Origin of the sequence: Arthrobacter sp. Bi83 (assembly GCF_918698095.1) — a bacterium.
Classification (GTDB): Bacteria; Actinomycetota; Actinomycetes; order Actinomycetales; family Micrococcaceae; genus Arthrobacter.
Genome location: NZ_CAKKLY010000003.1, coordinates 73,855 through 88,193 on the forward strand (window position 1 = coordinate 73,855; position 14,339 = coordinate 88,193).

Annotated in this window: 13 protein-coding genes; 9 read left to right on the forward strand and 4 right to left on the reverse strand. The window is 64.9% G+C overall.

All coding sequences use genetic code 11. The annotated features are described in order from the left end of the window. Positions 1 to 25 precede the first annotated feature (25 nt). The 4 genes from LQ144_RS03220 to sdhC form a co-directional block, all read right to left on the reverse strand. Positions 26 to 808, reverse strand: a complete 783-nt coding sequence (locus LQ144_RS03220; RefSeq protein WP_205654223.1) for a succinate dehydrogenase iron-sulfur subunit — start codon at positions 806 to 808, stop codon at positions 26 to 28. 1 nt (position 809) lies between these two features. Beyond that, complete coding sequence (gene sdhA, locus LQ144_RS03225) at positions 810 to 2,609, reverse strand: succinate dehydrogenase flavoprotein subunit (RefSeq protein WP_230117118.1); 1,800 nt, start codon at positions 2,607 to 2,609, stop codon at positions 810 to 812. Positions 2,610 to 2,711: 102 nt separating this feature from the next. Then, positions 2,712 to 3,203, reverse strand: coding sequence for a succinate dehydrogenase hydrophobic membrane anchor subunit (locus LQ144_RS03230; RefSeq protein ID WP_230117119.1), 492 nt, complete (start codon positions 3,201 to 3,203; stop codon positions 2,712 to 2,714). Positions 3,204 to 3,206: 3 nt separating this feature from the next. Further along, positions 3,207 to 3,587, reverse strand: coding sequence for a succinate dehydrogenase, cytochrome b556 subunit (gene sdhC / locus LQ144_RS03235; protein WP_214973516.1), 381 nt, complete (start codon positions 3,585 to 3,587; stop codon positions 3,207 to 3,209). Between the two features lie 258 nt (positions 3,588 to 3,845). Between sdhC and LQ144_RS03240 the strand changes: the two genes are divergently transcribed. The 9 genes from LQ144_RS03240 (at position 3,846) to LQ144_RS03280 (ending at position 14,339) form a co-directional block, all read left to right on the forward strand. After that, the gene (locus tag LQ144_RS03240; protein ID WP_230117120.1) at positions 3,846 to 4,979 is read left to right on the forward strand and encodes a sugar phosphate nucleotidyltransferase; all 1,134 of its coding nucleotides are present in this window, start codon (positions 3,846 to 3,848) and stop codon (positions 4,977 to 4,979) included. Positions 4,980 to 5,092: 113 nt separating this feature from the next. Then, on the forward strand, positions 5,093 to 6,292 hold the full coding sequence (locus LQ144_RS03245) for an amidohydrolase (protein ID WP_230117121.1): 1,200 nt from the start codon (positions 5,093 to 5,095) through the stop codon (positions 6,290 to 6,292). 121 nt (positions 6,293 to 6,413) lie between these two features. Continuing rightward, complete coding sequence (locus tag LQ144_RS03250) at positions 6,414 to 6,848, forward strand: MarR family transcriptional regulator (RefSeq protein ID WP_230117122.1); 435 nt, start codon at positions 6,414 to 6,416, stop codon at positions 6,846 to 6,848. A gap of 43 nt (positions 6,849 to 6,891) precedes the next feature. Beyond that, positions 6,892 to 7,323, forward strand: coding sequence for an organic hydroperoxide resistance protein (locus LQ144_RS03255; RefSeq protein WP_230117123.1), 432 nt, complete (start codon positions 6,892 to 6,894; stop codon positions 7,321 to 7,323). Further along, a complete protein-coding gene (locus LQ144_RS03260; RefSeq protein WP_230117124.1) occupies positions 7,320 to 8,348 on the forward strand; it encodes an NADP-dependent oxidoreductase in 1,029 nt (342 codons plus the stop codon). Before LQ144_RS03255 ends, LQ144_RS03260 begins: the two co-directional genes overlap by 4 nt. Positions 8,349 to 8,623: 275 nt before the next feature. After that, complete coding sequence (locus tag LQ144_RS03265) at positions 8,624 to 9,730, forward strand: BMP family ABC transporter substrate-binding protein (protein ID WP_230117125.1); 1,107 nt, start codon at positions 8,624 to 8,626, stop codon at positions 9,728 to 9,730. A 166-nt stretch (positions 9,731 to 9,896) separates the two neighbouring features. After that, the gene (locus LQ144_RS03270) at positions 9,897 to 11,531 is read left to right on the forward strand and encodes an ABC transporter ATP-binding protein (protein ID WP_230117126.1); all 1,635 of its coding nucleotides are present in this window, start codon (positions 9,897 to 9,899) and stop codon (positions 11,529 to 11,531) included. Then, entirely contained in the window at positions 11,524 to 13,014 is a 1,491-nt protein-coding gene (locus LQ144_RS03275; protein ID WP_230117127.1) for an ABC transporter permease, read from the forward strand. The genes LQ144_RS03270 and LQ144_RS03275 overlap by 8 nt, the downstream gene beginning before the upstream one ends. After that, positions 13,011 to 14,339 carry an ABC transporter permease gene (locus LQ144_RS03280; protein ID WP_230117128.1) on the forward strand — a complete coding sequence of 443 codons (1,329 nt, stop codon included), beginning with the start codon at positions 13,011 to 13,013 and terminating at the stop codon, positions 14,337 to 14,339. Before LQ144_RS03275 ends, LQ144_RS03280 begins: the two co-directional genes overlap by 4 nt.

Sequence of the window (14,339 nt, forward strand, 5' to 3'; positions counted from 1 at the left end):
ACGCCGTCGTCCGCGTTGACCTTGACTAGATCTTGCGGGAAAGAATTGCCTGCTTGACTTCGGCAATCGCCTGCGTGACCTGGATGCCTCGCGGGCATGCTTCCGAGCAGTTGAAGGTGGTGCGGCAGCGCCACACGCCTTCCTTGTCGTTCAGGATTTCCAGGCGCATGTCTCCGGCATCATCGCGGGAATCGAAGATGAAGCGGTGGGCGTTGACGATTGCCGCGGGGCCGAAGTACTGGCCGTCCGTCCAGAACACGGGGCAGGACGAGGTGCAAGCGGCGCACAGAATGCACTTGGTGGTGTCGTCGAAGCGCTCACGGTCCTCGGCGGACTGCAGGCGTTCCTTGGTGGGCTCGTGGCCCTTGTTGATCAGGAACGGCATGACTTCGCGGAAGGACTGGAAGAACGGCTCCATGTCCACGATCAGGTCCTTCTCCACCGGCAGGCCCTTGATGGGTTCAACCGTGATGGGCTTGGACGTATCCAGGTCCTTCAGGAGCGTCTTGCAGGCAAGACGGTTGCGGCCGTTGATGCGCATGGCATCGGAACCGCAGACGCCGTGCGCGCAGGAGCGGCGGAAGGAGACGCTGCCGTCCACTTCCCACTTGATCTTGTGCAGGGCATCCAGCACGCGGTCCGTGCCGTACATGGTCAGCTTGAAGTCGTCCCAGCGGGCTTCCTCGGAAACCTCGGGGTTGTAGCGGCGCACGCGCAGCGTGATGTCGAACGTGGGGATTTCCCCGCCGCCGCCAACGCCGGCGGGCAGTTCAATCTTTGAGGCTGGCTCAGCAAGTTCAGCGGACATATTAGTACTTCCTCACCATCGGCTCGTAGCGCGTAAATACAACCGGCTTGGTGCCAAGCCGAATTCCGGCGATGCTCTCGGCGGAACCGTCCGCGGGAGCGTGCTCGTCCTTGTACGCCATGGAGTGCTTCATGAATTTTTCGTCGTCACGCTCGGGGAAGTCCTCGCGGAAGTGGCCGCCGCGGGATTCCTCGCGGTGCAGGGCAGCAACCGTCATGACCTTGGCCAGCTCCAGCAGGAAGCCGAGTTCAACGGCCTCCAGGAGGTCCAGGTTGAAGCGCTTGCCCTTGTCCTGGACGTTGATGCGCGTGTAGCGCTCTTCGAAGGACGCGATGTCCTTCAGGACCTGGTTGAGGGTGTCGGCCGTGCGGAACACCTGCATGTTGGCGTCCATGGTGTCCTGGAGTTCCTTGCGGATCACGGCCACCTTTTCGTCGCCGGTGCCGTTGCGGGCGATGTCGAGGAGCTGCAGGGTGTAGGCCTCCGGGTCCTCCGGGAGCTCCACGAAGTCGGCCGTCTTGGCGTATTCCGCAGCGGCGATGCCTGCCCGCTTGCCGAACACGTTGATGTCCAGCAGGGAGTTGGTGCCGAGGCGGTTGGAGCCGTGGACCGAAACGCAGGCCACCTCGCCGGCGGCGTACAGGCCCGGAACCACGGTGTCGTTGTCCTGGAGGACCTCGGTGGTGATGTTCGTGGGGATGCCGCCCATGGCGTAGTGGGCCGTGGGGAAGACGGGGACCGGCTCCGTGTAGGGCTCCACACCAAGGTATGTGCGGGCGAACTCGGTGATGTCCGGCAGCTTGGCGTCGATGTGGGCGGGCTCAAGGTGCGTCAGGTCCAGGAGGACGTAGTCCTTGTTCGGTCCGCAGCCGCGGCCTTCACGGACTTCGTTGGCCATGGAGCGGGCCACGATGTCGCGGGGTGCAAGGTCCTTGATGGTGGGGGCGTAGCGCTCCATGAAGCGCTCACCTTCGGAGTTACGCAGGATGGCGCCCTCGCCACGTGCGGCCTCGGAAAGCAGGATGCCCAGGCCGGCAAGGCCGGTCGGGTGGAACTGGAAGAACTCCATGTCCTCCAGGGGGATGCCGCGGCGGAACGCGATGCCCATGCCGTCGCCGGTAAGGGTGTGGGCGTTGGACGTGGTCTTGAAGACCTTGCCGGCGCCGCCGGAGGCGAACACCACGGACTTGGCCTGGAACACGTGCAGCTCACCGGACGCGAGGTCGTAGGACACGACGCCGGCAACACGCTTCTGCTTGAACGGCGTGCCGTCCTCGCGCACGGCGTCTTCCTCAACGGTGAGGAGGTCCAGGACGTAGTACTCGTTGTAGAACTCGACGTTGTGCTTGACGCAGTTTTGGTACAGCGTCTGCAGGATCATGTGGCCCGTGCGGTCGGCTGCGTAGCAGGCGCGGCGGACGGGAGCCTTGCCGTGGTCGCGGGTGTGGCCGCCGAAGCGGCGCTGGTCGATCCGGCCCTCGGGCGTGCGGTTGAACGGCAGACCCATCTTTTCCAGGTCCAGCACGGCGTCGATGGCTTCCTTGGCCATGACTTCGGCGGCGTCCTGGTCAACCAGGTAGTCGCCGCCCTTGATGGTGTCGAACGTGTGCCATTCCCAGTTGTCTTCTTCGACGTTGGCCAATGCCGCACACATGCCGCCCTGCGCCGCACCCGTGTGGGAGCGGGTGGGGTAGAGCTTGGTCAGTACTGCTGTTCGCGCGCGCTGACCGGATTCGATCGCGGCGCGCATGCCAGCGCCACCGGCACCGACGATGACGACGTCGTACTTATGGACCTGCATACCAGACGCTCTTTCTCTCAAAATTCGCAATAAAACAACGGGCGGGCTGAGGCCTGCTCCGCAAAGTGATGCCCGCCGGTCGGGGCGGGCAGCCGCAGCTCGCTACGCCGGGCAGAAACCACCGGGGAGCTGGACGCCGTCCACCACCGGGCACGGGTTGAAGGTGAAGATGACCAGCGTGCCAAGGATGATGATGACCGTGGTGGCCGCGTAGAGGACGATCTTCAGCCAGAGGCGGGTGGAGTTGTTCTCGGCGTAGTCGTTGATGATGGTCCGCACACCGTTGGTGCCGTGCAACATGGCGAGCCAGAGCATTGCGAGGTCCCAGACCTGCCAGAACGGGTCTGCCCACTTTCCGGCCACGAAGCCGAAGTCGATGGCGTGGATGCCTTCGCCCACCAGCAGGTTCACGGTGAGGTGGCCGAAAATCAGGACAACCAGCACCACGCCGGAGAGCCGCATGAACAGCCACGCCAGCATTTCGAAGTTGCCGCGGGAGCTGCCGCTGCGGCGGTACTGCGGGCCAATCTTGCCGCTGCTGTCTTTGCCGCTGTTATTTCCGCTGCGCGGGGACTGGATCTGCGTTGCAGTCATGGCTTAGTGACCTCCGAGTGCGAGGGACAGGTGGCGGATGGCGAAGGCGACCATGGTGACGATCCAGAGGCCCAGCACAACCCAGAGCATCTGGCGCTGGTACTTGGCACCCTTCTTCCAGAAGTCGACGGCGATGATCCGCAGGCCGTTAAAGGCGTGGAATACGATCGCTGCGACGAGGCCCGTTTCACCCAGGGCCATCAGCGGGTTCTTGTAGGCACCGATCACTGCGGTGTAGGCCTCCGGCGACACCCTCACAAGGGAGGTGTCCAGCACATGGACCAACAAGAAGAAAAAGATCACAACACCGGTAATGCGGTGTCCAACCCAGGACCACATGCCTTCACGGCCGCGGTACAAGGTGCCAGCTGGTTTCGTCGGCACTGAATAAACCTCCCTGCAACACAGCGGCGCTGGCGTGGGATCCACGCGGGGGGAACGCCTGCTGCGAGAGCACTCGTAGCTCAGGCCTAAATCTAGGCTTCGCTCACAGCTTATTCAATTCAGGGCGTCCTTGGCGCCCACGTACTGTACGGTTTTTGGCGTTTTATGAGACGAACGCCACATCCGGTTCCAAGTGTGTCCGCCCCGCCGGTGCCGCCGCAAGGGCCACTTTGGGGTCGTCGGCTAAAGTAGAGCGTGATGAGTAAAGACAAAGTGACAAGCCAGGATTCACCCATCAGCCGCTTTATAGCTGTGATTCCTGCAGGCGGTGTGGGGACCCGCCTCTGGCCTCTGTCACGTGCAGCAGCTCCCAAATTTCTTCACGACCTCACCGGCTCGGGGAGCACGCTCCTGCGTGCAACCTACGACCGGCTCGAGCCCCTTGCGGGCAACCGGGTCCTGGTCGTCACCGGAAACGCTCACCGGGCGGCTGTGTGCCGTCAGCTGCCTGAGGTCGAGGACGGTGACCTCGTGCTCGAAAGCGAGCCCAAAGACTCCGGTGCCGCCATCGGCCTGGCGGCGGCCATCCTGCACCAGCGGGACCCGGACATCATCATGGGCTCTTTCGCCGCGGACCACGTGATCAGCCCGGACGACCTCTTCCAGGACACAGTTCGGGAAGCGATCCACACCGCCGCGGCCGGCAAGATCGTCACGATCGGCATCAAGCCCACGCACCCGTCCACAGGCTTTGGCTACATCCGCTCCGGCGTATCCCTGCACATCCCCGGCGCGCCCAGCGCGCGGGCGGTGGTGGAGTTCGTTGAAAAACCGGATGAGGAAGTCGCCCAGCAGTACGTCGACAGCGGCGAGTACGTCTGGAACGCCGGCATGTTCGTGGCGCCCGTCTCCCTCATGCTCAAGCACCTGGAAGCGAACCAGCCGGAACTGTTCAACGGTTTGCAGGAAATCGCCGAGGCGTGGGACACACCCAACCGCGACGAAGTCACTGCCCGCGTCTGGCCCACCCTGCCCAAGATCGCCATCGACTACGCGGTCGCCGAGCCTGCGGCGGCAGCCGGGGACGTCGCCGTCGTGCCCGGAACCTTCCGCTGGGACGACGTCGGTGACTTCGCCTCGGTGGGACGGCTCAACAGCGCCAAGGAAGTGGACGAGGTCACGGTCATCGGCGAGGGCGCGCGCGTCTTCACCGAAAACGCCAGCGGCGTGGTGGTCTCGGACACCAAGCGCGTCATTGCGCTGATCGGGATCAAGGACGTGGTCATCGTGGATACGCCGGATGCGCTGCTGGTTACCACCAAGCAGCATGCCCAGCGGGTGAAGCAGGCTGTGAACGCCCTTAAGGCCAGCGGCGACTTCGACGTCCTCTAGTTTTCCGGTCCTTTCAGGACTTCGACGTCCCCTGGAACTTCGACATGGTCGGGATATCCGTAACGCGGCGAAGGCGATGCCGCTATTCTTTCGGCCCTCGCTAGAGTTGTGGTGTGCGCAATTACACTACTGAAGCTGAGCCCACCGCACTGGTGGGGCCGTGGCTCGAGCCGCTGCTGCCGGAACTGATCGATTTCCGGCGGGACCTGCATGCGCACCCCGAGCTGTCGTTCAAGGAGTTCCGGACAACGGACAAGCTCGTGGAACGTCTCGAAGAGGCCGGGCTGGAGCCGCGCCGCCTCGACGGCACAGGCCTAACCGTGGACGTCGGCGAGGGCCCCATCGCCACCGCGCTGCGCGGCGACATCGACGCGCTGCCGATCATCGAGGAAACCGGCCTGCCGTTCGCCTCGAAGAACCACGGTGTGACACACGCCTGCGGACACGACATCCACACCACCACCATGCTGGGCATCGCCTTGGTGCTGCACCGCATGCACCTGGAATCGCCGCTGGGCGGCACGGTCCGGATCATCTTCCAGCCCGCCGAGGAGACGATGCCGGGTGGCGCCCACTCCTGCATCGAGCAGGGTGTCCTGGAGGGCGTGCCGCGCATCCTGGCGCTGCACTGTGACCCGCGCATCAACGTCGGCAAGATCGGCACGCGCATCGGTGCCATCACGTCCGCCTCGGACACCATCAAGATCGAGCTGAGCGGCCGCGGCGGCCACACCTCGCGCCCGCATCTGACGGAGGACCTCGTTTTCGCGCTGGCCCAGATCGCCGTGAACGTTCCGGCCGTCCTTTCGCGCCGGGTGGACGTCCGCAGCGGCGTGTCGGTTGTTTGGGGCCAGATCAACGCGGGCTCGGCGCCTAACGCCATTCCGGGCACCGGCTACATGGCCGGCACCATGCGCTGCCTCGACAGGGACGCCTGGCACAGCGCCGGCGAGCTGCTCGACGAAGTGGTGCAGCAGGTTGCTGCGCCCTACGGCGTGGAAGTGCACCTGGAACACACCCGCGGTGTGCCGCCGGTGGTGAACTCGGAGCACGAGACTGCGCTCATTGAAGCTGCGGCGCGGGCGGAGATCGGCGAAGGCGCCGTGGTCCTGACCCCTCAGTCCATGGGAGGTGAGGACTTCGCCTGGTTCCTCGCCGAGCTGCCCGGTGCCATGATGCGCCTGGGTACCAAGACCCCCGGCGGCGAGGAGTACGACCTCCACCGCGGCGACTACATCCTCGACGAGCGGGCCCTCGGCTACGGCATCCAGGTCCTGACCGCGGCAGCCCTCCGCACCATCCGCGACCTCTAACACCGTCGGACGAGCGCGAACGAACACTTCAGCCCCTTTGCGAGGGCCCCGAATGTTCGTTCGCGCTCTTCCTGGCCTAGGTAAGTTGTGCACAATTGAATTGTGGGCTAACGTTGTGTCCATGACCAACGCCCCCCGCCTTGACCGCCAGGTGTGCTTTGCGCTCTACTCGGCGTCCCGTGCCGCCACCGCCGTCTACCGTCCCCTGCTGGACGAGCTGGGCCTGACCTACCCGCAGTACCTCGTGATGCTGGTGCTGTGGGAAAACGAACCGCGCGGCGTGCGGGAACTGGGGGAGGAGCTGGGCCTGGACTCCGGCACGCTCTCACCCCTGCTCAAGCGGCTCGAAGCCCTCGGGCTCGTGGAACGGCGGCGCTCTGCCGAGGATGAGCGCCGTGTCGCCGTCCACCTCAGCGACACGGGCCGGGCGCTCAGCAGCAGGGCCTCCCGCATTCCCCAGCGCCTCGCGGAGGCTGCCGGCCTGACTCCCGATGAGCTGGATCAACTCCGGGAAACTCTCGGCAAGCTCACCGCTGCCCTCCATGACTCGCGCTGACACCCAAGACCACCGTCTCCGAAACGACCAGAACGGAACTACTTTGAAGACTCTTTACACTGCCGAGGCACTCGCTTCAGGCGAGGGCCGCGACGGCTCAGCCCGCTCCAAGGACGGCAGGCTCGACGTGAACCTGGCCAGTCCGGTGGAGCTCGGCGGAAGCGGCGAGGGCACCAACCCGGAGCAGCTCTTCGCCGCCGGCTATGCTGCCTGCTTCCACTCTGCCCTCCGCGTCGTCGGCCGCAAGGAACGGGCCGATCTCACTGACTCCGCCGTTGCGGCGAAGATCCACTTCGGTGCCCTCGACGGCGGTGAAGGCTACGGCCTGGCCGCCGAACTCGAGGTCGCCCTGCCCGCCCTGGACCGCGCCGCAGCCGAATCGCTCATGGAAAAGGCCCACCGGATCTGCCCCTATTCGAACGTGACCCGCGGCAACATGGACGTGGCCCTGACCCTGGTGGAGTTTGCAGCATGAGCACCAACGACGAGCGGGCTCTGCCCGTCACCACCCGTGAGATCCAGCTGGCATCCCGCCCGGTGGGACGTCCGGTTCCGGAGAACTTCCGCCTGGCTGAAACGCCGCTTCCCGAGCTTCAGGACGGCCAGGTCCTGGTCCGCAACCTGTTCATCTCGGTTGATCCGTACATGCGCGGCCGGATGAACGACGTCAAGTCCTACTCACCGCCGTTTGCCCTTGATAAAGCGCTCGACGGCGGGGCGGTGGGTGAGGTGATCGCGTCCAGGGCCGAAGACCGCAAGGTGGGGGACGCCGTCGTACATCCACTGGGCTGGCGGGAGTACGCCGTGCTGGACGCCGGCGCAACGACTCCCGCGCGCACGGAGCTGGCACCGGCATCCGCGTTCCTTGGTGCGCTCGGCATGACCGGGCTCACGGCGTACGCCGGACTGCTGAAGGTTGCCGAGTTCAAGGCGGGGGATGCCGTATTCGTCTCCGGCGCCGCCGGCGCCGTGGGCTCGCTGGTGGGTCAGATCGCAAAGGCCATGGGCGCCTCCCGGGTGATCGGCAGTGCGGGAAGCCCGGAAAAAGTTGCACGCCTGCTAGAGCTCGGCTTTGACGCGGCGTTCAATTACCGTGATGCGCCGGTCCGGGACCAGCTGAGGGAAGCTGCCGGCGAGGGCGGGATCGATGTGTACTTCGACAACGTGGGCGGGGACCACCTCGAAGCTGCGCTGTCCGTCCTCAACGTCGGGGGCAGGGTTGCCCTGTGCGGCGCCATCGCGCAGTACAACGCCACGGAACCGACCGCCGCTCCCCGGAACCTTGCGGTGGCCATCGGAAAACAGCTGACGCTGCGCGGCTTCCTCGTGGGCGGCCAGAGGCAGCATGCGGCGGAGTTCGCCGAGCGGATGTCCGGCTGGCTGGCAAACGGCACCGTCAGGTATGACGAGACGGTGGTGGACGGTCTCGAGAACGCTCCGCAGGCGTTCATGGATCTCCTCGACGGCGGCAACACCGGAAAGATGCTGGTGCGGATCTAGCTCCGAAAGCGCGAGCCCAACCACTGCGGGACGCTCCGACGGAGTGCGTGCACACCGGCGGGCTACTCATAGGTAACAAGTTCTCAACAATCTTCATTTTTCGCCTCGGATGTGTTATCCGGACGTGGCGCAGGCCACTACAGTGGCTTCATAAGTGCGCTTCGGCGCAGTGCTGCGAAACCATCAGTGAAAACAGAATTTCAGTGTGGAGCATTAGAAACGGACACTCATTGAATCTCCGTCGTGGCGCCTATCTCGTTCTTCCTGGAGGAAATTTGAAGATCTCACTGCGTGCAAACGTCAAGCGCGGTTCACTCGCCGGCGTGGCTTCCGTTGGTGCGGCGGCCCTGCTTCTGACCGGCTGCGGCCCGGCACCCCAAGCGGGCAGTCCGTCTGCCACGGCCAGCGACTACACCGGCTGCATCGTGTCCGACTCCGGCGGATTCGATGACCAGTCGTTCAACCAGTCGTCCTACGAAGGGCTCAAAAAGTCCGAGAAGGACCTTGGCATCAAGGTCAACCAGGTCGAGTCCAAGACCAACAACGACTTCGAGCCCAACCTTCGCGCCATGGTCTCGGCAGGCTGCAACCTGACCATCACGGTCGGCTTCCTCCTCGGTGACGCCACGAAGGCTCAGGCCGCGGCTAACGCTGACAAGCACTTCGCCATCATCGACGTCGGGTACGACAAGCCGATCGCCAACGTCAAGCCGATCATCTATGACACGGCGCAGGCTGCATTCATGGCCGGCTACCTCGCCGCCGCCTCCACGAAGACCGGCACCGTCGCCACCTTCGGCGGCATCAAGCTCCCCACCGTCACGATCTTCATGGACGGCTACGCCGACGGCGTGAAGTACTACAACGAGAAGAAGGGCAAGAGCGTCAAGCTTCTCGGCTGGGACAAGGCCAAGCAGGACGGCAGCTTTACCGACGACTTCGAAAAGCAGGACAAGGGAAAGCAGCTGACCCAGAACTTCCTGGACCAGGGCGCGGACATTGTCATGCCCGTGGCCGGCCCGGTGGGCAAGGGCGCCGGCGCTGCGCTGAAGGAAGCAAAGGCCGCAGGCAAGGACGTCAAGCTCATCTGGGTTGACTCCGACGGCTTCCTCACCGCCCCCGACTACAAGGACATCATGCTGTCGTCCGTCATGAAGCAGATGGGCTCCGCCGTTGAGACCGTCGTGAAGGAAGACAAGGACGGCAAGTTCACCAGCGAGCCGTATGTCGGCACGCTCGCGAACGACGGCGTGCAGCTGGCCCCGTTCCACGACTTCGATTCGGCCGTCCCCGCCGACGTGAAGTCCGAGCTGGACCAGATCAAGAAGGACATTGTGGACGGCAAGCTGAAGGTTGAGTCCGCAGCCAGCCCCAAGGCGTAACTTCCTCCGCTAAGCGCCACCGCCCGGATGGTCATTGACTGCACGGGAGGTGGCGCTTTTCGTTGGGCGTACCCGCTCAACCCATGACTGCAGGCACTAGGCTGGTGCTGCAGCCACATATCCCGTCCGGCCTTCACTACCGGACGCAACGAGATTGGTCAGAGTTTTGAAACTTGAACTCAAGGGGATCACCAAGCGCTTCGGCTCCCTGCTCGCCAATGATCACATAGATGTGGTTGTTGAACCCGGACAGATCCACTGTCTGCTGGGCGAAAACGGGGCCGGCAAGTCCACCCTGATGAACGTTCTTTACGGGCTGTACGAGCCCACCGACGGCGAAATCCTCATCGACGACGAGCCCGTCAGCTTCCGCGGCCCCGGAGACGCCATGGCTGCCGGCATCGGCATGGTGCACCAGCACTTCATGCTGGTGCCCGTGTTCACGGTCGCCGAAAACGTGGCGCTCGGCGCCGAATCCACCAAGGCAGGCGGCTTCCTGAACCTGGAGGACACCCGCCGCAAAATCCAGGAGATCTCGGACCGCTACGGGTTCGACGTCGACCCCGACGCCCTCGTGGAGGACCTCCCGGTGGGCGTCCAGCAGCGCGTGGAAATCATTAAGGCACTCGTGCGGGACGCCAGAGTACTGATTCTGGATGAACCGACGGCGGTGCTGACGCCCCAGGAGACCGACGAGCTGCTGGACATCATGCGCCAGCTCAAGGGCGGCGGCACCTCCATCGTCTTCATTTCGCACAAGCTGCGTGAGGTCAAAGCCGTTTCGGACATCATCACCGTGATCCGCCGCGGCCAGGTGGTCGGATCCGCGGATTCCGGTGCCTCAACCACGGAACTGGCGTCCATGATGGTGGGGCGCGCCGTGAACCTCACCCTGGACAAGGCCCCCGCGCAGCCGCAGGAGACCACCTTCGAGGTCAAAGACCTGACCGTGGTCGCGCCGAACGGCCACCACACCGTGGACGGCATCAGCTTCAGCATCGCCCGTGGCGAAATCCTCGCCGTCGCCGGTGTCCAGGGCAACGGGCAGACCGAGCTCACCGAGGCGATCCTTGGCCTGCAGGAGCGGGTCAGTGGCTCGATCCTGCTCGACGGCAAGGAACTCGTGGGGCGCAGCGTCAAGGACGTGCTGGATGCCGGCGTCGGCTTCGTGCCTGAAGACCGCAAGGTTGACGGCCTGGTGGGCACATTCTCCGTGGCCGAAAACCTGGTCCTCGACCTGTATGACAAAGCTCCCTTCGCCAGGGGCATCAGCATGAGCCCGGCCAAGGTCCTGGAGAACGCCAACTCCCGGATCGGCGAATTCGATGTCCGCACACCGTCCGCCGCAGCCGCTGCCGGAACGCTGTCGGGCGGCAACCAGCAGAAAGTGGTGATGGCCCGGGAGCTCTCGCGGCCGCTGCGGCTGTTTATCGCCTCGCAGCCCACCCGCGGTGTGGACGTCGGCTCCATCGAATTCCTGCACCGCCGCATCGTGGCCGAACGAGACACCGGCACCCCGGTCATGATCGTCTCCACCGAACTTGATGAAGTCATGGAGCTCGCGGACAGGATCGCCGTGCTTTACAAGGGCAAGCTCGTAGGAATCGTCCCCGCGGGAACAGGGCGCGACGTCCTGGGGCTCATGATGGCGGGACTTTCACCCGATGAGGCACACGCGGACAAGCTCCACCACCGCGACCCCGCCCTAGGAAACGACCCGGTACCCGGCAACAGCCCAGCCCTCGGCAACAGCCCTACGCCGACGTCCGCCTCCCGCGCCGAAGGAGGCGACCATGACTGACCAGACCCAGCCACACCACCCCGACGGCAATCCCTCGGGCCCCGACGCTGACAAACACGAAGCTGACAAGCACGACACCGACAAGCACCACACCGACAAGCACGCCGCTGACAAGCACGACGCCGGCAGGCCGCACACAGACAAGCCCCACGCGGACAGGCACCATGCGCCGAAGCCCGCGGACGAGGAGACCGCCGCCGTCGTGTCACTGGACACTGCCGGCGGAGCCATGGGACCCTCCGCCGTTCCGGCCACCGCCCAGAGCGGCAAGATCCCAGGCGGCCCGGAAACACTCGTCCGCAGGATCTTCACCGGCAGCGGCACCGTATCGGTCCTGGCCGTCCTGCTCGCCCTGATCCTCGGCGGCCTGCTGATCGCGCTCACCGACAAGCAGGTCGGCGCCACGGCAAGCTATCTGCTGGCACGTCCCACCGACTTCCTGTCGGCGGTCTGGAACGCCGCCACTCGTTCATATGTGGCACTGTTCCAGGGCTCGGTGTTCAATCCACGCGGAGGAGGCATAGGCGGGCAGTTCGCCCCGCTCATGGAAACACTCACCATCGCCACGCCCCTGATCACCGCCGGCCTGGGCGTGGCCCTGGCCTTCCGCGCCGGGCTGTTCAACATCGGCGCCCAGGGCCAGATCATCATTGCCGGCATCCTGGCGGCATGGACCGGTTTCGCCCTGCACCTCCCGGTGGGCCTGCACCTGCTGCTGGTCCTCGTGGCCGGCATCATCGGCGGTGCCTTCTGGGGCGGACTGGTGGGTTACCTCAAGGCCCGGACCGGAGCCCACGAGGTCATCCTCACCATCATGTTCAACTACATCGCGCTGTACCTGCTGAGGTATCTGCTCAACACCCCCGCGTTCCGGCGGCCGGGGGAGTCCAACCCCATCTCCCCGATCCTGGACCCCAGCGCCGTCTACCCGCAGATCTTCGGCAGCCAGTACCGGCTCCACCTCGGCTTCCTCCTGGCCATCGCCATCACGGTCTTCGTGTGGTGGCTCCTGAACCGCTCCACCGTGGGCTTCGAGTTCCGGGCGGTCGGCGCCAACCCCAAGGCAGCGCAGACCGCGGGCATCAATGTCTCCCGCTCAACGATTCTGGTAATGGCCATTGCCGGCGCCCTCGCAGGCCTCTCCGGCGTGGCGCAGGTAGCCGGCACGGAAAAGGTCCTCACCGACGGCGTCGCCGCCACGTACGGCTTTGACGCCATCACCGTGGCACTCCTGGGACGTTCGACGCCGTGGGGGACGTTCGCTGCCGGCCTGCTGTTCGGCGCCTTCCGCGCCGGAGCGGTCCAGATGCAGATCCAGACCGGAACGCCGATCGACATCGTCCTGGTGGTCCAGTCGCTGATCGTTCTCTTCATCGCGGCTCCGCCGCTGGTGCGGGCAGTGTTCGGGCTGAACCCGCGGCGCAAGAAGCCGGTAACCGCCGGCAAGTCCAAGACCGCAGCCACCACGGGAGGTGCAGCATGAGCACAACAGCAACCTCGCCCCAACCGGGAAAACCGCAGGCGGGAACCCCGCCGCGGGCTGAAGAGCGCCAGCAGGCAACGTCTGAGAAGCCGGTGACCTGGAAGGTTCCCGTCCTCTTGTCGGCACTGGGCATCGTGGCCTTCATCTTCTTTGGCCTTATGGGACCCAACCAGACGGCACGGTTCGGCCTGTCCTCCAGCGGGGATTTCTTCCAGCTGCCCGCGCTGGAGGTCCCGGGCTTTCTGGGCGGCATCGTGCTGTCGGTCATCATGCTGGGCCTGGCCGGCTACGCCGTTTACCTCAAGACGAAGGACCAGGCTGCACCCCGCTGGCTGCCCATCGCCTTCATCGTCCTCTTCGTCGCTGCCTTCCTCATCTGGGTGGTGGGCGGTGCCCGCACCCCGAGCATCTCCCTTGCCGGCCTCATCGCCGGCTCCGTGACGCTGGCGGTTCCCCTCGTGTTCGGCTCGCTCTCCGGAGTGCTGTGCGAGCGGGTGGGCGTCGTGAACATCGCGATCGAAGGCCAGCTGCTGGGCGGGGCCTTCACGGCAGCCATGGTGGCCAGCATGACCAGGAACCCGTTCATCGGACTGCTGGCAGCAGCGGTGGCAGGCGCCGTCGTCTCCATGGTGCTGGCGCTGTTCAGCATCAAATACCTCGTGAACCAGATCATTGTGGGCGTGGTCCTGAACGTCCTGGTCTCCGGCGTCACCGGCTTCCTGTTCAGCACAGTGATGCAGGCTGACAAGGCGACGTTCAATTCTCCGGGGCGGCTCCCGATCATCGACATCCCCGTGCTGTCCGGCATTCCCGTGCTCGGGCCCATCCTCTTCAAGCAGTCCCTGGTCGGCTACCTGATGTACATCGCGGTGATCGTGGTGTGGATCGGACTGTTCAAGACCAAATGGGGCCTGCGCGTCCGTGCCGTCGGGGAACACCCGCAGGCCGCGGATACCATGGGCATCCGGGTGAACGCCACACGGTTCTGGAACGTCACACTGGGCGGTGCCATCGCCGGCATCGGAGGTTCGTTCTTCACGCTGGTGGCGATCGACAGCTTCACCAAGGAGATTTCCGGCGGGCGCGGGTTTATTGCCTTGGCAGCCCTGATCTTCGGACGCTGGAACCCGATTGGCGCGTTCTTCGCGGCCCTGCTGTTCGGCTTCGCAGACAACCTGCAAAGCATTGTGACCATCATCGGCACCCCGGTCCCCAGCCAGTTCATGGCCATGCTGCCGTATCTCGTGACCGTTTTGGCGGTGGCCGGCCTGGTCGGCCGTTCCCGGCCCCCGGCCGCCAGCGGCATCCCTTACGTCAAGGGCTGA

Excerpts from the sequence above, each read along its gene's own strand:
- LQ144_RS03220 (WP_205654223.1), bottom strand. The coding sequence starts at position 808 with ATGTCCGCTGAACTTGCTGAGCCAGCCTCAAAGATTGAACTGCCCGCC.
- sdhA (WP_230117118.1), bottom strand. The coding sequence starts at position 2,609 with ATGCAGGTCCATAAGTACGACGTCGTCATCGTCGGTGCCGGTGGCGCT.
- LQ144_RS03230 (WP_230117119.1), bottom strand. The coding sequence starts at position 3,203 with ATGACTGCAACGCAGATCCAGTCCCCGCGCAGCGGAAATAACAGCGGC.
- LQ144_RS03240 (WP_230117120.1), top strand. The coding sequence starts at position 3,846 with ATGAGTAAAGACAAAGTGACAAGCCAGGATTCACCCATCAGCCGCTTT.
- LQ144_RS03250 (WP_230117122.1), top strand. The coding sequence starts at position 6,414 with ATGACCAACGCCCCCCGCCTTGACCGCCAGGTGTGCTTTGCGCTCTAC.
- LQ144_RS03260 (WP_230117124.1), top strand. The coding sequence starts at position 7,320 with ATGAGCACCAACGACGAGCGGGCTCTGCCCGTCACCACCCGTGAGATC.
- LQ144_RS03275 (WP_230117127.1), top strand. The coding sequence starts at position 11,524 with ATGACTGACCAGACCCAGCCACACCACCCCGACGGCAATCCCTCGGGC.
- LQ144_RS03280 (WP_230117128.1), top strand. The coding sequence starts at position 13,011 with ATGAGCACAACAGCAACCTCGCCCCAACCGGGAAAACCGCAGGCGGGA.